The sequence below is a fragment of the uncultured Shewanella sp. genome (assembly GCF_947495455.1).
Lineage (GTDB): Bacteria > Pseudomonadota > Gammaproteobacteria > Enterobacterales > Shewanellaceae > Shewanella.
Genome location: NZ_CANLZC010000049.1, coordinates 1 through 20818 on the forward strand (window position 1 = coordinate 1; position 20818 = coordinate 20818).

Here is a 20818-nt window from a genome sequence, read left to right on the forward strand (position 1 = left end):
GGGATTGATAAAAGACACAGACTTGTGTGACATGTCTACTTTGCTCCCTAATGTGACATCTTTAACTTGCCTTAACAGAATTAAGGGCAATTATGAACATAAAAAATATGAAAAAGTTAAATATTGCAATTGGAGTTTTACTATTATCAGCTTGTTTTAATGAAAATAATCAATCTACTTGTACAGCTCCCTCTTATAACAGTGATGGTAGCTTTACTCAGGAAGAGCAAATACGTTGTTATACTCCATTAGATATGCAAGGTGCTTATGGCCTGAATGTCTTGTATGACATGGGACTAACGGGTTTAGGCCAAACGATTGTGCTTATTGATAGCTATGGCAGTCTAACGGCAGAAGAAGATTTAACCGTGTTTCATGAAAATTTTTTCCCTAATAAAGATATGCCTGAATTTCAGCAAATCATTTTAGGAACACCGGATTATTATGAAGATTGGGGGGGGGAAATAGCATTAGATGTGCAATGGGCACATGCTATTGCTCCTGATGCTGCTATACATTTAATCATGGCTGAACTTGGCGATGGGGAGAGTGACACCATCATTGCAGGTGCAATAGAAGCCATTACTTATGTCGCTAATAATTACCCAGCAGGCACAGTTGTTTCTATGAGTTTTGGAGACCCTGAAAGTGCTTATACTGAAGGTTATTACACCGATACTGAGCTATTGGAAATGGAAGCCGCTTTACAATTGGGCATTGAAAATGGCATTACCTTTTTTGCCTCAGCAGGTGATTATGGTAGTAGTAGTGGCGAAGATGAACCCAGCATTCTTTATCCGGCTTCAAGTGCATATGTCACAGCTGTGGGAGGAACACTCTTGCAATATGGTTGGAGTTGGTATCCAAATAGTGATAGCTATACTATTGATTATGTAAGCTATAATCCAGATTATTTTAATACTAACAACAATCCAATGCAGCGATTAGAAACGGTTTGGAATGAGGCATGGCTAGGTTTAGCAACAGGTGGCGGGATCAGTACACTGTTTGATATCCCTGATTGGCAAGCACCTGTCGCCGATAAAATTTATGCCAACTCTGGTTCTGGTCGAGGCATTCCTGATTTAGCTTGGAGCGCATCAGTCAATGGTGGAGTCTTAATTTATGATGATGGTACATGGGAAGTTGTGGGGGGAACAAGTTCTTCTTCTCCACAAACAGCCGCTTTTTTTTCGCTCATGAACCAACATTTGGCGTCAGAAGGCATGGATTATATTGGCCATTTAAATCCATGGCTGTATCAACTCAATGATGGCAATGCTTTTAATGATATTTTACCTGTTTCTCAAGGAACTGTGCTGGCTGGAGAGCAAGTAAGTAATCAACTTTTTGAATACCTTGATGACGGCAGCTTAACTTACAGCGATGTTGCTGGTTATTCTACGACCCAAGGTTGGGATTTAACCACAGGTTTTGGCTCGCCAAGAGGAAAAGCATTTCTCGATGCATTAGTTGCAGTGATGTCTGAAAATGATGATTAGCAATATGCTATAAAAAGAATCGCGATTCATTTTATGACCTCTGCTGCCTAATATCATTTTTCATGTTAATGGTTTTGATTTACTAACAGAGTGTTAAATAAGAACTGGGGTAACGGCTTGTGTTCACTTCTGATCACATTTGAGTGGTCTGATGAGTTGGTGCATAATGAATAAGGAGACAGGTTTTTTTAAGGAATAACACACAAATGCAGTTACATACTATCGCGGGTTATATACAAACAATTTATTTAGTGGAATATTCGAATAAATTGTTATTGCTCGATGGTTGTAGTCGTGCCGATATTCCATTATTAACACACTATATCAATGTCAAATTAAAGCGGCATTTGCAAGATTTAACATTGGTGGTAGTGACACATATGCACCCAGATCATGCTGGGGCGGCCCATAAATTGCGAGAGATAACAGGTTGTAAGATTGCTGCTGCAAATGTAGAGGGACAATGGTATTCGGGTCTGAAGGGTAAATTGATGCATTTAACCGACATATTACTTACCTTGTGGGTGGCAAAAAAGATGAAAAAGCCGCGGCGAAATATCTATTACTCTTCTCAATTAAATGCCGACTATTATCTTGATGATGGTGACTTACTGCCGGGTTTTGATGAGTGGCAAGCTATCCATACTCAAGGCCATACAGACAGAGATATCTCTCTTTACCATGCATCCAGTGGACGTTTATATGTGGCTGACTTGATAGTTAAAGTGAAGACTAAATTTATTCCCCCTTACCCCATTTTTCACCCGAATCGTTATCAAAATTCACTGAAAAAAGTACAAGCGCTGAATCCAAGCATTGTGGCATTGGCCCATGGTGGTGAAGTAGAGTTGACAGAAAAAGATTATCAATCTTTACTGAAACGCGCTCCGACAATCCCTATCACTCATTGGCGGTCGGTAAAAGTAAAGCTGAAGAAAGTATTGAGTCGAGCTTAACCCTTCAGTTTGATTTGGCTATATGTTGTTATACCAATTCTATTATATAAGTGATCTTTCAGCGGGAGTTCAACATGCTGTAGGCAAGGCAGATGATTGAAGCTAATAGTGATTCTATATCGAAAGCAGCTAACGTAGCATAAAGTATGTTGAAACCCGCACAAAGTGAGCTTCTCAGGCATTCCACTTCAGCGTTGCATTCATTTGAAAGGGAATCACCATTACAGCATAAATGCGCCTTGAATTGAAAAGCCTGAGAAGCTCTGAATTGATCATCTATATAATAGAATTGGTATTACTTAAGGGATTATATTTTCCTTCTTAAACCAACTCTACTTTACAATATATTTACTGTTTATTAACTCTTTGGGTTTTGTTATCCTTCTCTTTTTTAATAACTTTGTTTTGTTGTGATTGTCAGATTGCTTTTTTGTGCTGTTCTTAAATGCGAATGCTTGCGAGAAAATCATGTAACTAGAGCTTATTGTTTTTTGATTGAAGTGATAAATGATTTTACATTATTGGTTTGATGAAATGACGAAATAAGGATGTTTACATAAAACATAAGGATATTTTAATGAAGGTTAAAGTTGTGAGTTTGGCAGTATTACTCATCTTGTCTGCTTGTGGTAGTGATAATGATCAAGCGGAAAAAGAAGTGGGACAGCTGCCCGTCGTGCAAAGTGATACCGTGGATGTGATCGATGATGAAACCGTGCTCATCGATGTGTTGAGTAATGACAGTGTTAGCTCAGGTGAGCTGACGATCACAGGCATTGATATTGAGCCGCTTTATGGTTCAGCCATTGTTGAGAATAATAAAATAAGCTATACCCCTAATAAGGGCTATGCAGGATTAGATACACTAACTTACAGTGTCAATAATGGTCAAGCAATAGCAAATGTAGACATCAGTGTATTTCAAAGTTTGACTCTCTCTGGTCAAGTAATAGAAAGTACTTTGTTGAATGCAGATGTGAATGTTCAAATTGGTGACGAAACCGTAACGAGTCAAGTTGATTCTGACGGTTACTATGAACTCGATGTCAAGTTAAATAGTCTGAATGATATTCTGACTATTCGTGCTCAAGGTCACGAAAGCAACAAGCAAGAATCAATAGAGCTTATGTCCCATGTGGGTGTGATGCAAGCATTATTGGAACAAGCTGGCGATGATCGTATGATATCCAGTGATGAGTTGAGCACTCTTAAGTTATCTGTTTTATCAACAGCTAGCTATTTACATGCAATTGTGGTTAATAATAACCAAACGTTTATTGAAGGTGAAAATTTATCTACTGTACTTGAAGAGGTTTCAACAGAAGCATTAATCAATACAGCTGGGTTTATTCAATTACTTATTCAAGACAATGATTATTCCATTGAGGACAATGCAACGGTTTTGAGTCTATTGAGCCCGACCTCAGTGGATGAGCAAGACTCTGTTTCGGTTCAAGACCACATCAATGAGTATTTAAGGGTAAATGATTTACTCAATGGCGATGGCCTGCCTCTGCTCAGTTATCAAAATGATTTAGCGTTGGCTATTGATGGGATACTTGCAGATACCAATTTAGTCGGACGCTTTACAACGGAGATGCTAGAAGGGATAACATTTGCTGAAATGTATTCGACTCAATCAGGTTGGTTACCTCAAAATGCGACGAGTTATATCTTTAATAAAAGTGGAAAAGGATTGACTGCGTCTCCCTACTACCGAACCGTTGCGAATTTTGATGATATTACTTGGCAAGTTAAAGATGGAAGATTGATTGTAGAACAACCTGATTCAAGAACATATGCTTTTTTGTCTAATGGTGAGCTTAGTGAGTTGGTTGATGAATTCTCTGAAGAAACTTTGACGTCCCTTATTGCTTTTATGATAGAGCATCAGGTGTGGGCGTTAGCAGCGACGATTGAGCAAAAAGAATATATACATCTTATTTATGACACTGATGCTAGTTTCAAAGTTGTGACGCGTATTGAAAAAATAAAGCGTTATAGTTTTGTCGATGTTGACGATGAGGATCTGAGCGATATCGAAGCATTAAATGAAGCATGGTCAGGTGAACCACTAATCTATGTGATGCCAACAGAGCAAAGCTACTCAATGTTAAAATATAGGTTTATTAGTGAATGGCAAGAGAAAACGTTGGCTGATCTACAAGGGGATTGGGTATTGCCTTTAGTGTATCCAATAAAGTATCGAGGGTATACAGAAATAAATGAAGTGGTTGCTAGTGATAGAATATCGATTAGTGATGAGCAGGCACAAGGGCACTTTTCGCCTTATCGATTTACAGCATCAATTGATGACGGTATTTTAAAATTGGTTGATGGGAATATTGAGTTTATTATTTTGCCTTTTATGTCATTAGAGAAAGAATTATTTGCTCAAGTGAAAATGTATGAGTCGAATGAGCTTCAGTTTATTCATTATAGGAAACTCGCTAAGTTTGATGATAGTTATAAAACCTTTACGGATAATTTAGTGACAGAATTGCCGCAAGTGAAATTAGCGAATATTAATTCTTATTATTCCAGTGCATGGGAAAATGACAAGTTATTAGTATCAGATATCTATGGATATCAATTTAAATCTGATGGCACAGTCGATAAAGGCATTGAAGTCACTAATGAAGACTATTTTGTGGCTGAAAAGGATTGGACTTGGTCTAAGTCAAATAATCATATCGATATGGTTACAGAAGATGAGTATATGAAATATCAACGAAATTGGGAGGTGATCTCTGTTGATGAGAAAGGGCGTACCTTGATACTTGAGTATACCAAGAGAAAATATAGCAATGGTGATATTGTCGATGAAGGCTATTATTTTCAGCCCCGTATCAACATCATCACGCAAGGTGATTTAAGTCATTATGAGCAGGAGTGGCAAAACACCTTAGACAGAGGTGGATTGTAATTCTGATTAAATAACCAGTGATTTATTAAAGGCGAGAATAGCAATATTCTCGCCTTTTTTATGGGTAAGCATTTAAGTCACTAATCTACGCTTGTAGTCTTTATCTTTGTCATATTTTAAATGCTAACAGTGAGAGTGTTAAGGTTGCTCTACGTTAAAGATAAGTTCGCCTACACTTAATTTACTCTCATTTTAATGAAATGGCTGACGATGAAAGCGATCATATTTAAGCAATTTGGCGCAGCAAAAGATGTTCTTAAACTGCAAGAGGTGAATAGGCCCCTTGTACAAGCCGGTGAAGTCTTAGTGCGACTGCATACTTCTGCGGTCAATCCCTCAGATGTGAAGAAGCGAGCTGGTGCATTTCCAGCATCATTAAATAATGGTGCCATTATTCCTAACAGTGATGGCGCTGGCATTATTGAGGCTGTGGGTGAGGGGGTACCCAGTGCAAGGATTGGGGAGCGTGTTTGGATTTATCAAGCTCAGCATGGTCGGCGTTATGGCACATCGGCCGAGTTTATTCGCATTGAAAGCCGAAGAGCAGCCCATTTACCAAATGAAGCGAGCTTTGAGGTTGGGGCTTGTTTGGGGATCCCTGCCATGACGGCACATCGATGCGTGCATGCTGATGGTTTTGTAAAAAATAAAAGAATACTCATTACCGGTGGGGCGGGTAGAGTGGGTTTTTATGCTATTCAGTGGGCCAAAATGGCTGGAGCTTTTGTCATAGCCAGTGCATCAAATGATGAAGATAGCGAAACTTGTTTGAATGTTGGAGCTGATGCTGTGGTGGATCATAGAGAGCCTGAGTTTGCGAAACACATTTTACAAGCAAGTAATGGTAAACGGATTGATCGAGTGATTGATGTCGAATTTGGACAGAATCTTGAGGCTATTTTACAAGTGATTAAAACGGGGGGGGTGATTGCGACGTATTCATCGACTCAAGAGCCGAAGCCTTACTTACCCTTTTATAAGATGATGTATTTAGATTTAACGCTACGATGCATTATTGTTTATGACATGCCTGAAAAGGCAAAGAACATGGCGATTAACGCTATTGAAAGTGCATTAAAACATAACAGGCTTTGTCATCGTATTGCTGAGCGGCTTCCTCTTAAAGAAGTGGTTAAAGCTCATGAGCTTGTTGAGTCAGGAAAGATTAGAGGTAGCGTGATTTTATCAATTTGAGTTTTGGATCTATCCCCGTGATACTTTAAGCTGTAAGGATTAAAGGGCATGCAGCCGTGCGTGTATATAGGTGAGCATGAGCTCACTGATACTTTGCCCTGTGACACGTAGACCGGCATCCATACCCGCTGGGTGGCAGCTTGGTGCGGCTTCTGCTAAGTGCAGATAAGCACATGGGCAATGTTTGGCGATGTCATGGACATAATGCAGTGCATCTATTAGTGAAATGCCTGCGGCAGTTGAAGCACTACTGGGCATATTGATAATAGCATCGAGATCTAGCTCCAGTGCAATTGGGCTTTGGGTCTGATTTAAGGCTTGTTTAATGTCAAATAAGGCTTTTTCTAATGATATTTCCCTTCGCAGCCAGATCTGTTGCAGGCTATGCCAATGGCCGCCGAAGGCAGTAAGTTGTTCTAATGAGGCTTCGGTATTTTTATGTTCGTGTAATCCAAGGACATGGTAGTAATTTAGTGCCCCTTCTGCCGCGGCATAACTGAAGCCATTACCACTATGCCGACCTTCTCTAAGGCGAAAATCACTATGTGGGTCAAGATTGACAGCGGCCACTGGGGTTTGCTTCGCCGCCTTAGTTGCCATCAATAGACCATAAGCATTGTTGTGTCCGCCGCCGATGACAATTGGCTCAAGTCCAGCAGCAATAATGGGAGTCAGTACATTAATGACTCGTTCATCCAGTTGTTCGACATGCTCTCTTAATTCACTGAGATTTTGATTGAATTCAGTTTGTAGATCATTTGTGATGATCTGTCCTAGGATCAGGCATTCATGACCACTGAAGAAACGATTAGATTGCATATTAAGAAAATGGCTTATTCCACTTTCATAGGCATAGGTCGCGCCACCTCGGCCGAGATTTGCCCTTGGACCTATATCTTCTTCAATGCCAAGAATGACAAATCGAACGCCTTTATTTTTTGCTTTATTGAGGATAGCTTCAAGAGAGTGGTTAGGCTCTGGTGTGTGGGCTGTTTGACCCAGTTTGGTTTCACCTATTCTTGCACCCCCCACTTTTTGAAACAATTTAGCTAAATGCTGTTGCGTCATAAGCGTTAAATATTGTGTCATACGTGATGGCCTGAAGATGGTAAGTCAGAGATAAGGGTTGATGTGAGTATCAACCCCTTATTACAGCGTATATTACAGAGTAAAAAGAGGTATTAAATCCTTTGGGTCTGTTTAAGTCTAATCAATATCCAGTGGCTCAGGTGATAGAATAATACCTGTATTATCTGCATAAATATGATCGCCTGGTAAGAAAGTCACACCACCAAAATTGACTGGGATCTCTTGTTCTCCAATAGTATTATTGTCTGCGCCTACAGGGATAGAAGCTAAAGCTTGAATACCGATATCAAGATCTTCTAGTGCATCAACATCTCTTACTGAGCCATAAACAATAATCCCTTCCCAATGATGATCGCAGGCGATTTGGGCGATATTTGCATCGATTAATGCACGTCGAAGTGAGCCTCCGCCATCAATAAGCAGAACCTTTCCTTCACCATCATCTTGTAAGGCGTCTATAATTAACCCATTATCTTCAAAGCACTTTATAGTGCTGATGGCACCACCAAATGAGCTACATCCCCCATAATTACTAAACATAGGTTCGACAACATCAACGACATCGAGATAAGTATCACAAAGTTCTGAGGTGTTGTATTCCATAATGACACTCCTGAGAGATAAGTTTTGCACAGGTTAAAGGTGCAGTGACAATAATTTATCCCAGTATATAAGGGTTTTTTGAAAAGAAAAGTGATATCAGGAGGAAATTGATTTAAATCAGTTAATGGAATATTGCTTCGTGTCAAAATGGGCCAGTATCTCATAGCAAATAGATATGGGAAATAGACTTTTGGGGGGATGTTTAGATTAAGGAAGGGGTCGTATTTTACTTGATATAAAAAGAATAATCTTTATCAAGGGGGGGGTAAATGGAATATTCAAATGTGATCGAAATGCTCGGGTATTTAGCATCCGTCATTATTGCGGTATCTTTCATGATGAAAGATATTATCAAGTTACGTTGTTTAAATTGTACGGGCTGTCTATTATTTTCATTGTATGGTGTGTTGATTGATGCTTGGCCTGTTGCGGCAATGAATGGTTTCATTGCCTTGGTCAATCTATATCATTTGTTTAAGATATACCTGAGAAAACGTGATTCTTTAAAGTAAGGGTTTTGAATGACCCAGTAAAGCCTTCAGGGGTTTGAACAAGTTTAGAATCTTTCTGCATTCTATGATTTGGCGCGGAAAAGTGTAAGACAACCAGAAACATGGCATAAAAAGAGCCCTTATTTATGATATTTCACTGCCATATCGATAAGCGGCTCTCGACTCTTTTTCTCTTGCTTTAAGCGAGAGAGATAATCTTGCCACAAGGATGCTTGTTCGGTAGCGAGTTTGTACAAGTACTCCCAAGAGTATAGTCCGGTATCATGACCATCATTAAAAGTGATTTTCACCGCATAATTACCTAGCGCTTCTAATGCTGTTATATTGACATTTTTTTTATGGGCCACAAGAATTGGCTTGCCATGACCTTGCACTTCAGCAGAAGGAGAGTAGACGCGAAGCATTTCACAGCTAAGTGAATAAGATTCACCTGTATTAAACTGGATTTGAAGCTCACGGGATGTCTTCTTTAAGGTGAGATCGGTAACACAAGGTTTTTGGTTTTTTTGTATCATGAGTCCGTCCTGTGGGTGATTGATATGAAAACGGCACCACTGAAAATGTGATGCCGTTATATTAGCTTCAAATGCTTTGAACCTTATTAAGTAATTATTTTCTGATTAATATAATTACTTATTTTCGATCTGGAATGGCGATTATAAAATAAAGCGGCTAAGATCTTCATCCATAACCAGATCGTCTAAATGGTTTTTAACATATTCAGCATCGATAACCGCTTCGGTGCCTGATTTATCGGATGCATCGAAAGAAAGCTCTTCCATCAAACGTTCCATAACGGTATGCAAGCGTCGAGCACCAATGTTCTCGATACGTTCGTTGACTTGCCATGCTGCTTTGGCAATGTGTTCAATACCATCGTCAGTAAATTGAACTTTTACGCCTTCAGTTGCCATTAATTCAACATATTGCTCGGTTAAAGAGGCGTGAGGTTCAGTTAATATACGTTGGAAGTCTTCTGCTGACAGGGCTTCTAATTCGACTCGAATAGGAAGACGGCCTTGAAGCTCAGGGATCAGATCCGAAGGCTTAGACATTTGAAAAGCGCCTGATGCGATAAACAAAATATGATCGGTTTTTACCATACCATGTTTAGTGTTAATGGTACTGCCTTCCACAAGAGGCAGTAAATCACGTTGCACGCCTTCACGAGAAACATCTGGGCCAGAAGCATCCCCACGTTTACAAATCTTATCGATTTCATCAAGGAAAACGATACCGTGTTGTTCTACTAACTCAATGGCTTGTTCTTTGAGATCTTCTTGATTGACTAGCTTACCCGCTTCTTCTTCAATCAAGAGCTTTTGAGCTTCTTTGATCTTGAGTTTACGTCGTTTGCTGGTATTGGATCCCATGTTTTGGAACATGCTTTGCAGCTGGTTGGTCATTTCTTCCATGCCAGGGGGGGACATGATTTCGATACCCACTTGTGGCGCTGCAACGTCAATTTCAATTTCTTTATCGTCTAATTGGCCTTCTCGTAGCTTTTTACGAAAGATCTGACGAGTATTTGAGTCGTCTGCTTTCTCTGCGTCCCATTCATTGTTTGGTTTAGGGATTAAGGCATCTAAAATACGTTCTTCAGCATTTTCTTCGGCTTGTGTTTTACATTTAGCCATTTGCTCTTCACGGGTGAGCTTAATCGCAATGTCGGTTAAATCGCGAATGATTTGGTCGACTTCTTTACCTACATAACCCACTTCGGTAAATTTTGTTGCTTCTACTTTGATAAAAGGCGCTTTGGCAAGCTTGGCTAAGCGGCGAGCTATCTCTGTTTTACCGACGCCAGTAGGGCCAATCATTAAAATATTTTTGGGCGTGACTTCTTGACGTAAATCACTTTTAAGTTGCATGCGTCGCCAGCGATTACGTAGGGCGATAGCAACAGAACGTTTAGCCTTTTGTTGGCCAATGATGTGGCTGTCCAGCTCATGGACAATCTCACGTGGGGTCATTTCAGACATAATTTTTCCTCGTGCCTATAGCTGGATACTTTTGATTAGTAAGTAATTTCTTCAACAGTTTTATGTTGATTAGTAAAAACACAGATGTCACCAGCAATAGTGAGTGACTTTTCAGCAATTTCACGGGCACTTAATTCTGTATTTTCTAATAATGCAGTCGCGGCAGATTGTGCAAAGTTACCACCTGAACCAATGGCGATCAGGTCATTTTCAGTTTGCACAACATCACCATTTCCAGTGATAATCAGTGATGCTTCTGTATCGGCAACGGCTAAAATCGCTTCTAATTTGCGCAACATTTTATCGGTGCGCCAATCTTTGGCCATTTCAACTGCGGCTTTCATTAAATGGCCTTGATGCATTTCAAGTTTAGCTTCAAAACGCTCAAATAAGGTAAATGCATCAGCGGTACCGCCTGCAAAACCGGCAAGTACTTTATTATTGTATAGGCGGCGTACTTTCCTAGCGTTACCTTTCATGACGGTATTGCCTAGGGAAACTTGTCCATCACCAGCGATAACGACTTGGTTATTACGGCGAACTGATACGATAGTGGTCACAATAATTCCTCTTCTCTAGCCAGTGGCAACGGGCCGACTGGATGATGATGCATATAGATATGGGGGAGGTTATAAATAATTCAAGGGGAAATACGAAAACTTGAGAGTGGGGGGCTGAATAAATAGACTAATCACTCTCATTTTGTCGATTAAGATCCCTTTATTTCAGTTATTGTATTGGGTGTCGCTTTGTGCATGGGATTATCATATGCAGAAGGTAGGTTACTTTTTGCCCATGATGTTTACTTTGGCATTAAATCATCACAGTGAACACTTTTTTGTTATGTAAATAATGTGAAAAGGCAGTCATTTTATCAAAGTGGATGCTTTTTTTCGTTTTACAGGTGATTTATCCTGATTTTTTGCATTTATAATTGTTTTTTTTGGCAATGAAGACAAAATTAGTGGATAAAACTGTATTTTATTTGTTTGCTATATATGGAATCGATTAGTTTATTTTAACAAAAATAGCTTTTTTATAAGGCAATATGCATTTTATACGATAAAATCGTGACTCATTAGCGATTGTTAACGTCTATGCCCTTGTAGATTTTAAGAAGCGTGATAAAGTTAGCTGATTTCTTTTTTCAATGACTCCACTGAGACAGGCCGGTTACATGTTCAAGAAGCTGCGTGGCATTTTTTCTAACGATTTATCGATCGATTTGGGTACTGCTAATACATTAATTTATGTTCGTGAAGAAGGCATAGTACTAGATGAACCTTCTGTTGTGGCCATTCGCGCTGAGCGAGGCAATTCAGGGCAAAAGTCTGTTGCAGCTGTGGGGACAGAAGCCAAGCAAATGCTGGGGAGAACACCTGGCAATATACAAGCTATCCGTCCAATGAAAGATGGCGTGATTGCCGACTTTTATGTGACAGAGAAAATGCTTCAGCATTTTATTAAGCAAGTTCATAACAACAGTGTTTTTCGCCCAAGCCCAAGGGTTTTGGTTTGCGTACCTGTTGGGGCCACTCAAGTTGAGCGACGCGCTATTCGTGAATCAGCTATGGGGGCCGGCGCACGTGAAGTGTATTTAATTGAAGAGCCCATGGCGGCGGCGATTGGCGCAGGACTTCCTGTATCAGAAGCAACAGGTTCTATGGTTGTTGATATCGGTGGCGGTACGACAGAGGTCGCGATTATTTCATTAAATGGCGTTGTCTATTCATCATCTGTTCGTATCGGCGGTGATAAGTTTGATGATGCGATTATTAATTATGTTAGACGTAATTATGGTAGTTTAATTGGTGAAGCGACAGCAGAGCGGATCAAACACACCATAGGCACCGCTTACCCTGGTGATGAGGTGTTAGAAATCGAAGTGCGTGGTCGTAATCTTGCAGAAGGTGTGCCGCGAAGCTTCACGCTTAATAGCAATGAGATATTAGAGGCATTACAAGAGCCTTTATCGGGTATTGTTAGTGCGGTGATGGTGGCATTGGAGCAATCGCCTCCAGAACTTGCGTCGGATATTTCTGAGCGTGGTATGGTATTAACTGGTGGTGGCGCACTGATCCGTGATTTGGATAGGTTACTGATGCAAGAAACAGGTATCCCTGTGATGATTGCTGAAGACCCATTAACCTGCGTAGCGCGTGGAGGGGGCAAAGCCCTTGAAATGATCGATATGCATGGCGGTGATCTTTTCTCCGACGAAAATTAACGTGTTGCTTTTATTAGGCGGTTAACCCCGCCTTAGTGATCTTATGAAGCCTATTTTTGTTCGTGGCATTTCCAATCAATTTAGACTGACATTGGCAGTGATACTGTCAGTGATTTTACTTGTCGCTAACGATAGACTCGATCCTGCTCGCGATGCCCTTTCTTCCTTATTGAGCCCTTTGCAATATGTGGCCAGTTTTCCTGGTCAATTACTCGATATTTCGGCGGAGAATCTGGCCACAAGAAATATGTTGGCTAAACAGAACAAGACCTTATTAAGAAAGCAGCTGTTAATGAGCGAACGTTTACAGAGGTTCGAGTTCTTACGTCAAGAAAATGAACGCTTAAGAGCTTTATTGGGCTCTCCCGTACATATGGATGCGAAAAAAATGGTTGCAGAAGTCATGGAAGTGGCGAGCGATCCTTTTCATCAATATGTTGTGCTCAATAGAGGTAAAAAGAGCGGTGTGTTTGTGGGTCAACCCGTTGTGGATGCGCAAGGGGTGGTAGGGCAAGTCACGCAAGTCAGTGAGTTAACCAGTCGAGTATTATTATTATCCGATGTCTCTCATGCGATTCCCGTACGCTTAACCCGTAATGATGCACGCTTTGTCATTAATGGCACAGGCGTATTAGATGAGTTGGAACTGAGGTATGTATCAAAAAGCACCGATATTCGAGTCGGGGACTTATTAGTGTCATCAGGACTGGGTAAGCGATTTCCTGAAGGGTATCCAGTGGCAAGGGTCATGAGTGTCATTAAGGATGATGGAAAAAGTTATGCTACCGTGACGGCTCAACCTTTAGCGGCATTAGACCGTATTCGTTATTTATTATTGTTATGGCCAGATCCTAATGATGAAGTGGCTCTTGAGCAAAGCAATATAGATTCAAATGATTTAAATAAGGCGTTAGCAGACACGGAACCATCAAGTGACTCAGCTGCATCGGTTAAACAAGATTCTGAGGTGAACCAATGAGCTTACATTTGCCAAATGGACGTTGGGTCGTTTGGTTGAGTTTTTTAGTGGCGATGTTATTTCAAATTATGCCTTTACCAGAAGGAGTGGCTGTATGGCGACCGGATTGGTTATTGCTGGTGATGACATATTGGGCCATGGCCTTGCCACACAGATATAACATTTTAACTGCATGGGTGCTGGGGTTGCTGTTGGATATTCTGCTGGGGGCGACACTTGGGCTCCGCTCACTGGGAATGTCAATAGTGATCTATGGCGTGGTATTACATTTTCAGCGATTACGTAATTTTCCGATATGGCAACAGTCATTATTTGTAGCTGCCGAAGTCGCGGTTTATCAACTTGTTGTGTTTTGGCTACAATTTGTGGTGGATGGCGCTAAATTTGAATTGAGTTTGCTTTTTCCTGCCGTATCAAGCTTATTTCTATGGGTATGGGTTTTTTGGATTTTGCGTCGTATGAGACGTAAGTATAAGGTTAGATAATGAAAGCGTTAGTGTTAGCTTCTGCGTCACCTAGGCGAAAACAGTTACTGACTCAGCTCCTTTTTAGTGAGCCTGATGTTTCGTTTTCAGTTCTGCCCACAGATATTGATGAAACGCCCAAGCCAGAAGAAGCACCAGATGCATTGGTGTTACGTTTAGCCTGTGAAAAAGCCCATGCAGCTTGGTTACTTGCTCGCTCTGAATCTCGTTTTCCCGAGGCGTCTTATGTACATTTTCTGGGCTCAGATACTCTGGTGGTATTGAACAATGTGGCTTTAGGTAAGCCTATCGATGAAGATGATGCTAAAAAGATGCTTCAAGCGCTATCCAATCATGAGCATGAGGTGTTTACGGCCATTGCGATCACCGATGGCATAAAAACCATCACACGTTTAGTGAAAACAAGAGTCAATTTTTGTGCCTTATCGACATGGGATATCGAATCTTATATTGCCACGGGTGAACCTATGGACAAAGCAGGGGCTTATGGCATTCAAGGTATGGGGGGGAATTTTGTCTCCAGTATTGACGGAAGTTATTCTGCTGTTGTTGGTTTACCTTTAGTTGAAACCCGTGATTTGCTTAAAGAAATCCAATTAATGAGATGATATTGAGGGAACATTTATCATATTCAATCATCTAATTAAAGTCTAAGAAGTGAATACTGAGTGGTCAATAGAGGCACTTTTCAGTATTTAACTTTATCATTTTGTTTTTGTGTTATTACATTGTTTAGTGCCAGAAGAGCGCTAATTCAGTACCTGAATGACTTGGGTATATAAAAGAATGACTTAAGTGAGTGTTGAAATGGGCCGTATCATAAGTAAGCCAGTACATGGAAAGATAGGATCCGAATTGCTGATAAATGTGACTCCTACAGAAGCTCGAGTGGCATTAGTTGAATATGGTATCTTACAAGAAGTCCATATCGAGCGGCGTATGAAACGAGGACTTGTCGGCAATATTTACAAAGGCAAAGTGAGCCGAGTATTACCGGGAATGCAGGCGGCGTTTGTGGATATTGGGTTGGATAAGGCTGCTTTTCTGCATGCCTCAGATATCGTTCCTCATACAGAATGTGTGGCGGATACCGATAAAGATCATTTTGCAGTGCAAGATATTCGCCAATTAGTGAGGCCTGGCCAAGCCGTTATTGTTCAAGTGATTAAAGATCCGATTGGCACTAAAGGTGCGCGATTAACAACGGATATCACTCTGCCCTCTCGTTATTTAGTTTTTATGCCCGGAGCTTGCCATGTTGGCGTTTCTCAACGAATAGAATCAGCGAAAGTCCGTGCTAGATTAAAGGGCCTCACTGAGCCTTTTGTCGATGAAAACGGTGGTTTCATTATTCGTACCGCGGCGGAAAATGCAGGTGAAACTGAGCTAGTACAAGATGCTGCTTTTTTAAGGCGGGTTTGGGCTAAAGTCAGTGAGCGACGTAAACGCCCTGGCGTTTCTTTACTTTATCAAGATCTTGCTTTACCTGTGCGGATCGTGCGCGATTTTGTTGGAACAGCGTTGGATAGGGTACAAGTGGACTCTAGCCAAACCTTTGCTGAATTGCAAAATTTCACTCAAGAATTTATGCCTGAAATTGCCGATAAATTAGAAAATTATTCGGGCACAGTGCCTATTTTTGATCTTTATGATGTGGAAAATGAAATTCAGCGCGCTTTAGGTCGAAAAGTTGAACTTAAATCCGGTGGATATTTGATCATAGATCAAACAGAAGCCATGACAACGATTGATATTAATACGGGTGCTTTTGTTGGGCACCGCAACCTTGAAGAAACCATTTTTAATACTAATCTAGAAGCGACTCAGGTCATAGCTCGTCAATTAAGGCTACGTAATCTGGGAGGGATTATTATTATCGATTTTATTGATATGCAGAATAAAGCGCATAAAAATCGAGTATTAACTAGCTTAGAGCAAGCACTATCCTTAGATAGGGTTAAGACCAGTATTAGTGGTTTTTCGGGTTTAGGTTTAGTGGAGATGACGCGAAAACGAACCCGTGAAAGTTTAGAGCATGTGCTTTGTGGTGAATGTCCTTCGTGTTTTGGTACCGGAAGTTTAAAAACTGTAGAAACCGTTTCTTATGAAATATTTAGAGAGATTATTCGCTTAAATCGAACTTATGATGCTGATGAATTTTTAGTGTATTGTGCTCCGGCTGTTTATAACACCTTAAAAGAGGACGAAAGTCATTTTTTGGCCGAATTAGAAATATATGTTGGAAAAAGAGTTAAACTACAAAGTGAACCTTTATATGCTCAAAATAAATTTGATGTGGTGATAATGTAGTGTTTCCTTTCTCTGCTCCGTTAAAAGTGCTGCGTTTTTGCTGGCTTTCATTAGCAGCGCTTTTGGTTTTATTTGCGCTTCTGGTGAGTTTAATTCGAGGATTATTGCCCGAGTTAGATCAAGTTAGAGCTGAGCTAGTCGATTATGTCGAACAGACCTATCAAGTGAAAGTGGAGGTTGGGCAGCTTCATTCTCGGTGGCGGGCGTTTGGGCCGGCATTGACTGTGACTGATCTTGTGTTACCTAAACAAAAAAATCTTCCTTTAACCTTTTCGGTTGCTCAGGCGCATATCAAGCTTGATTTTTGGCAGAGTTTGTTAAATTTAAGCCCACAAATTGAAACCGTTATTTTTGATGGTATTGATGTGACATTGGATCTTGATGCACTAAAGGGGAATGCTCAAGACGCTGCCGATACCACTTGGCTTTATGGGTTATTATTGGAGCAACTTGAGCGTTTTACTGTCAGAGATGCAAGCCTGACACTTGAAAGTCATTCTCATAAGTATAACCCTATATATATTAAAGATTTGGCATGGGTAAATCGAGATAAAAAACATTTGGGAAAAGGCCTTGTTTATCTTGATGATAATGGTTCCGTGGCCGAAAGTTTGTCATTAAATGTGGCCTTAGAAGGGAATGGTTATCGACCTGATAGTTTGGTTGGACAGTTGTATCTTGCTACAAATAGTCTTGATGTTGGTCATTGGGCGTCAAGGCAGCCAGCGAGATTTAATCCTCAGCAAAGAATGCACCTTAAAGGGGCGGTTAACCTTGAGGCTTGGGTGGGGATTGCGCATCGAAACATTCAGTCCGCTGAAGTGAATTTTAAACCAAGTTGGCTCACTTGGTATTTAAATAAAGAAGAGCAAGATTTTACGATTGAAAAAGGCCAAATAGCTTGGCAAAGAACCCCAGAAGGCTGGACATTAACCAGTAGCGATTTAGCGTTTTCAAGTAATAATCAAGCTTGGCCTATGTTGAAGCTGGGTGCTAAAGAAGTTCAAGGCAATACCTATGCTTATTTAAATCAAATTGATATTGGGCTGTTACAACCTCTGTTGCCTTTATTGCCTCAGTTAAATAAAGACACATTGGATACATGGCAATTGATGGCACCAGAAGGCAAGTTGAAAGATTTACGCTTGTATCAACAAGAAGACAGCTCGCCGCAAATAAGCTTGAATGCCACAGGACTTGCTTGGCAAGGGGCTGGGAATATTCCAAGTTCAACCCCCCTTGATTTGACGTTAATATCAAAAAATAAACAAGTGTATTTTTCACTGCCTTCACAAGATTATTCTCTAAATTTTAAGAGTAATTTCACAGCGCCCTTAACGTTTAAGGGAAATGAGATTATTGGCAAATTTGATTGGAATACCATGAGCCTTATTCTTCCTGATGTGTCATTGAAAAATGATGATCTGTCCTTGAAAGCTGTCGCTAAAATGGCGTTTCAAGATCAAGTGACGCTGGGACTGCTGGCAAATGTCTCTGTTAATAATATTCGAAATGCCAATCACTATTTTCCAATAGAGGCGATGGGTCATGATGTCGTTGATTATTTAAAAGGTGCGCTAAAAGGCGGAAAAGCTGAAAATGGTGTGGTGATCTGGCAAGGGGCATTGAACGATTATCCTTACAATGATCATAGTGGTATGTTTCAAGCAGGCTTTAATTTAAAGCAGGGGACTTATCTATTTCAGTCAGATTGGCCCGCAATAACAGATCTCTCTTTATATGCTTTATTTGAAAATGCAGCCATGGATCTGTGGGTAAAACAAGGTGACTTATTAGGTGTTCCCGCTAAGGGAACCCATGTTTCGATTGATAATTTAATGGATAAACCTGTGTTAGGGATTCAGTCGACCTTATCGACACAGGCAAAAGCCGCTGAACAAGTGATCAATCAATCTCCTTTGTCTAATACTGTGGGTGAAACGCTTAAAGTACTTAATGTTGAGGGTAAGATTACTGGTGCATTAGATTTATCAATCCCATTATATGGTAAAGATAATGAAATCATTAAAGGGACGGTCAATTTTAAGAATAATCCTGTGTATGTTTCAGAGCCGGGCATTCAATTATCCGATGTGACAGGAGAGATCCAATTTAAAAATGAGGTGGTTACAGGCAAAAATATTTCTGCCACTTTGTATAATCAGCCAGTGAGTTTTGATTTTTATACGGGAAATCAGCATAAGAAGTACGCGGTGAATGTCGATTTTAACGGGCATTGGCAGCTTGGTACATTATCGTCAGAATTGAATAACCCATTGAGCGATTATTATCGTGGAACCTTAGATTGGACTGGCGGGTTATTACTGGCTTTTGATGACGTGGGATACAGTTTACAAGGGCATCTTTATTCAGATTTAGTCGGAACAGAACTATTACTACCGGGACAATTTCATAAAGAGAAGCAACAGAAAAGAGCATTATCGGCTGAAATTATTGGTGATGATAAACAACTTTCTCTTGGTGTTAAAGTGGGTAAGCAATCTGAGTTTTGGGGAGCGTTTGACTTTGATCCAAAAGGAGAGGCCTCTTTGGCTTCCTATGATTTATTGTTAGGGCGCTTATTTCAACCCGGTGATACGCTGCAGCGGAACAAGGGGCATTTACAGTTAGCGCTGGATAAAGCGAATTTTATCCAGTGGGATCCCATCATTAAGAAATTTATTGGTGATGATCAAAATGAAGAGAAGGATTCAGATAAGCAAAAGAAAGAGGCTAACTTATCATTAAAAAGGCCCTTATTTCCAAAACTTAATTTAATTACTGGCAATATTGCTCGTTTAGATTTTCTTGGGCATGAAGTGGACAATGTTCAGTTTACGTCATTTGCGGTTGAAAATGCTTGGCGTTTAAAGGCCACTTCTGATCAATTTACAGGTTATGTGGACTTTTATCCCAATTGGCGCGAGCAAGGGTTGAAAATTGCAGCGCAAACTTTGTACCTGCAAAATTTGACTAAAGATACGGATCCCAATATCAAGTCAGATGTTCAGCATGCGTCTTTAAAGAAGGCGGCAGACTCAAGTGTTTCAGCGAGTCTTGATGAGGTTGAAAAGGTGGATCCCTTTACTCTACCGCCTTTAGCCATTAATGCTGCCGATTTTCGAGTGGGAGGGAAACAATTAGGTCAACTCGTGTTGCAGGCAACGCCAATAGAAAATGCCTATCAAATTCAAACATTGTCCTTATCCACGCCAGATATTCAATTAGAAGGTCACGGTGCTTGGTATTATAAAGATCAAAATAAAACGCGGCTTAAATTAACGCTCACAGCGAAGAAGTTTGATGCGGTATCAAACGTATTAGGCATAGATCCTGGATTGAAAGATGCGCCTTTATCTATGGAGGCAACCTTGGCTTGGATAGGCGCACCCTATGCGTTTAGTCTTGATACATTAAGCGGGAAAATTAACTTTAAGTTAGGTAAGGGCCATTTAACAGAGGTCAGTGATAAAGGGGCCAGAATTTTATCGCTTTTTAGTTTAGATTCTATTTTACGTAAGTTGACGTTAGATTTTTCGGATGTGTTTGGAAAAGGACTTTATTTTGATTCTTTTAAAGGCACCTTGAATATTGATAATGGCGTGGCGAAAACCACCAATACTGAAATGAAAGCAATTGCAGGTGATATGAAAGTCAGAGGTTATACGAACTTATTGAATGAAAATATTAATTATGACATTAAGTTTATGCCAAAGTTAGCTTCTAGCGTACCAACGGTTGTCTTGTTAACGACGGGGGGCTGGACCTTTGGCTTGGGGGCATTTGTGCTGACAAAAGTGCTAGAGCCTGTCATTGAAGTGATCTCTGAATTGCGCTTTAGAGTGACAGGCACCATGTCTAAGCCTAAATTGACAGAATTACCGCGTAAAAGTAAAGAGATCCAAATTCCTAAATCTGTGTTATCAGACTCTAAAGCGGCGCAAGATAAAGCCAGTAAAGATAAAGCCACAGTGACTGAACCTGCAAAGGAGCCTGTGACTGAATCAAAAACACCGACACAGGTTAATGAATAAAAATCTAGCGCATTCGTTT

16 protein-coding genes are annotated in these 20818 nt (G+C 40.4%); 11 read left to right on the forward strand and 5 right to left on the reverse strand.

The window, feature by feature from the left end:
* The first annotated feature begins 92 nt into the window (after positions 1 to 92).
* The 4 genes from Q0791_RS13600 to Q0791_RS13615 all read left to right on the forward strand — a co-directional run bounded on the left by Q0791_RS13600 (position 93) and on the right by Q0791_RS13615 (position 6578).
* Positions 93 to 1502, forward strand: a complete 1410-nt coding sequence (locus tag Q0791_RS13600; RefSeq protein ID WP_299007228.1) for a S53 family peptidase — start codon at positions 93 to 95, stop codon at positions 1500 to 1502.
* Positions 1503 to 1708: 206 nt separating this feature from the next.
* Positions 1709 to 2458 carry an MBL fold metallo-hydrolase gene (locus Q0791_RS13605; protein ID WP_299007231.1) on the forward strand — a complete coding sequence of 250 codons (750 nt, stop codon included), beginning with the start codon at positions 1709 to 1711 and terminating at the stop codon, positions 2456 to 2458.
* A 577-nt stretch (positions 2459 to 3035) separates the two neighbouring features.
* Positions 3036 to 5384, forward strand: coding sequence for an Ig-like domain-containing protein (locus Q0791_RS13610; protein WP_299007234.1), 2349 nt, complete (start codon positions 3036 to 3038; stop codon positions 5382 to 5384).
* A 210-nt stretch (positions 5385 to 5594) separates the two neighbouring features.
* Positions 5595 to 6578: an NADPH:quinone reductase gene (locus tag Q0791_RS13615; protein WP_299007236.1), complete on the forward strand. Its 984-nt coding sequence runs from the start codon at positions 5595 to 5597 to the stop codon at positions 6576 to 6578.
* Positions 6579 to 6617: 39 nt separating this feature from the next.
* Here the strand turns inward: Q0791_RS13615 and Q0791_RS13620 are convergent, their stop codons facing one another.
* A complete protein-coding gene (locus tag Q0791_RS13620) occupies positions 6618 to 7646 on the reverse strand; it encodes a formimidoylglutamase (RefSeq protein WP_299007274.1) in 1029 nt (342 codons plus the stop codon).
* A gap of 138 nt (positions 7647 to 7784) precedes the next feature.
* Positions 7785 to 8270 (reverse strand): ribonuclease E activity regulator RraA, encoded by a 486-nt coding sequence (gene rraA / locus Q0791_RS13625; RefSeq protein WP_299007238.1) that lies wholly within the window; start codon positions 8268 to 8270, stop codon positions 7785 to 7787.
* 269 nt (positions 8271 to 8539) lie between these two features.
* Between rraA and Q0791_RS13630 the strand changes: the two genes are divergently transcribed.
* Positions 8540 to 8782: a YgjV family protein gene (locus tag Q0791_RS13630; RefSeq protein ID WP_299007240.1), complete on the forward strand. Its 243-nt coding sequence runs from the start codon at positions 8540 to 8542 to the stop codon at positions 8780 to 8782.
* Positions 8783 to 8901: 119 nt separating this feature from the next.
* Here the strand turns inward: Q0791_RS13630 and Q0791_RS13635 are convergent, their stop codons facing one another.
* The 3 genes from Q0791_RS13635 to hslV form a co-directional block, all read right to left on the reverse strand.
* Positions 8902 to 9297 carry a DUF971 domain-containing protein gene (locus Q0791_RS13635; RefSeq protein WP_299007242.1) on the reverse strand — a complete coding sequence of 132 codons (396 nt, stop codon included), beginning with the start codon at positions 9295 to 9297 and terminating at the stop codon, positions 8902 to 8904.
* A gap of 141 nt (positions 9298 to 9438) precedes the next feature.
* Positions 9439 to 10764 (reverse strand): ATP-dependent protease ATPase subunit HslU, encoded by a 1326-nt coding sequence (hslU, locus tag Q0791_RS13640; RefSeq protein WP_299007244.1) that lies wholly within the window; start codon positions 10762 to 10764, stop codon positions 9439 to 9441.
* A gap of 35 nt (positions 10765 to 10799) precedes the next feature.
* On the reverse strand, positions 10800 to 11324 hold the full coding sequence (gene hslV / locus Q0791_RS13645; protein WP_298771490.1) for an ATP-dependent protease subunit HslV: 525 nt from the start codon (positions 11322 to 11324) through the stop codon (positions 10800 to 10802).
* A gap of 617 nt (positions 11325 to 11941) precedes the next feature.
* Between hslV and Q0791_RS13650 the strand changes: the two genes are divergently transcribed.
* From Q0791_RS13650 to Q0791_RS13675, 6 genes are all read left to right on the forward strand, one after another.
* On the forward strand, positions 11942 to 12991 hold the full coding sequence (locus tag Q0791_RS13650) for a rod shape-determining protein (RefSeq protein ID WP_298771488.1): 1050 nt from the start codon (positions 11942 to 11944) through the stop codon (positions 12989 to 12991).
* A 43-nt stretch (positions 12992 to 13034) separates the two neighbouring features.
* Positions 13035 to 13970 carry a rod shape-determining protein MreC gene (gene mreC, locus Q0791_RS13655; RefSeq protein WP_299007246.1) on the forward strand — a complete coding sequence of 312 codons (936 nt, stop codon included), beginning with the start codon at positions 13035 to 13037 and terminating at the stop codon, positions 13968 to 13970.
* Positions 13967 to 14455: a rod shape-determining protein MreD gene (gene mreD, locus Q0791_RS13660; protein WP_299007248.1), complete on the forward strand. Its 489-nt coding sequence runs from the start codon at positions 13967 to 13969 to the stop codon at positions 14453 to 14455. Before mreC ends, mreD begins: the two co-directional genes overlap by 4 nt.
* Positions 14455 to 15063 carry a nucleoside triphosphate pyrophosphatase gene (locus Q0791_RS13665; protein WP_299007249.1) on the forward strand — a complete coding sequence of 203 codons (609 nt, stop codon included), beginning with the start codon at positions 14455 to 14457 and terminating at the stop codon, positions 15061 to 15063. The genes mreD and Q0791_RS13665 overlap by 1 nt, the downstream gene beginning before the upstream one ends.
* Positions 15064 to 15262: 199 nt before the next feature.
* Positions 15263 to 16765 (forward strand): ribonuclease G, encoded by a 1503-nt coding sequence (gene rng, locus Q0791_RS13670; RefSeq protein ID WP_299007251.1) that lies wholly within the window; start codon positions 15263 to 15265, stop codon positions 16763 to 16765.
* Entirely contained in the window at positions 16765 to 20799 is a 4035-nt protein-coding gene (locus Q0791_RS13675) for a YhdP family protein (RefSeq protein WP_299007253.1), read from the forward strand. Before rng ends, Q0791_RS13675 begins: the two co-directional genes overlap by 1 nt.
* Positions 20800 to 20818 lie beyond the last annotated feature (19 nt).

Coding starts and splice junctions, on each gene's coding strand:
- Q0791_RS13600 (WP_299007228.1), top strand. CDS start 93: ATGAACATAAAAAATATGAAAAAGTTAAATATTGCAATTGGAGTTTTA.
- Q0791_RS13605 (WP_299007231.1), top strand. CDS start 1,709: ATGCAGTTACATACTATCGCGGGTTATATACAAACAATTTATTTAGTG.
- Q0791_RS13610 (WP_299007234.1), top strand. CDS start 3,036: ATGAAGGTTAAAGTTGTGAGTTTGGCAGTATTACTCATCTTGTCTGCT.
- Q0791_RS13615 (WP_299007236.1), top strand. CDS start 5,595: ATGAAAGCGATCATATTTAAGCAATTTGGCGCAGCAAAAGATGTTCTT.
- Q0791_RS13620 (WP_299007274.1), bottom strand. CDS start 7,646: ATGACGCAACAGCATTTAGCTAAATTGTTTCAAAAAGTGGGGGGTGCA.
- rraA (WP_299007238.1), bottom strand. CDS start 8,270: ATGGAATACAACACCTCAGAACTTTGTGATACTTATCTCGATGTCGTT.
- Q0791_RS13630 (WP_299007240.1), top strand. CDS start 8,540: ATGGAATATTCAAATGTGATCGAAATGCTCGGGTATTTAGCATCCGTC.
- Q0791_RS13635 (WP_299007242.1), bottom strand. CDS start 9,297: ATGATACAAAAAAACCAAAAACCTTGTGTTACCGATCTCACCTTAAAG.
- hslU (WP_299007244.1), bottom strand. CDS start 10,764: ATGTCTGAAATGACCCCACGTGAGATTGTCCATGAGCTGGACAGCCAC.
- Q0791_RS13650 (WP_298771488.1), top strand. CDS start 11,942: ATGTTCAAGAAGCTGCGTGGCATTTTTTCTAACGATTTATCGATCGAT.
- mreC (WP_299007246.1), top strand. CDS start 13,035: ATGAAGCCTATTTTTGTTCGTGGCATTTCCAATCAATTTAGACTGACA.
- mreD (WP_299007248.1), top strand. CDS start 13,967: ATGAGCTTACATTTGCCAAATGGACGTTGGGTCGTTTGGTTGAGTTTT.
- Q0791_RS13665 (WP_299007249.1), top strand. CDS start 14,455: ATGAAAGCGTTAGTGTTAGCTTCTGCGTCACCTAGGCGAAAACAGTTA.
- rng (WP_299007251.1), top strand. CDS start 15,263: ATGGGCCGTATCATAAGTAAGCCAGTACATGGAAAGATAGGATCCGAA.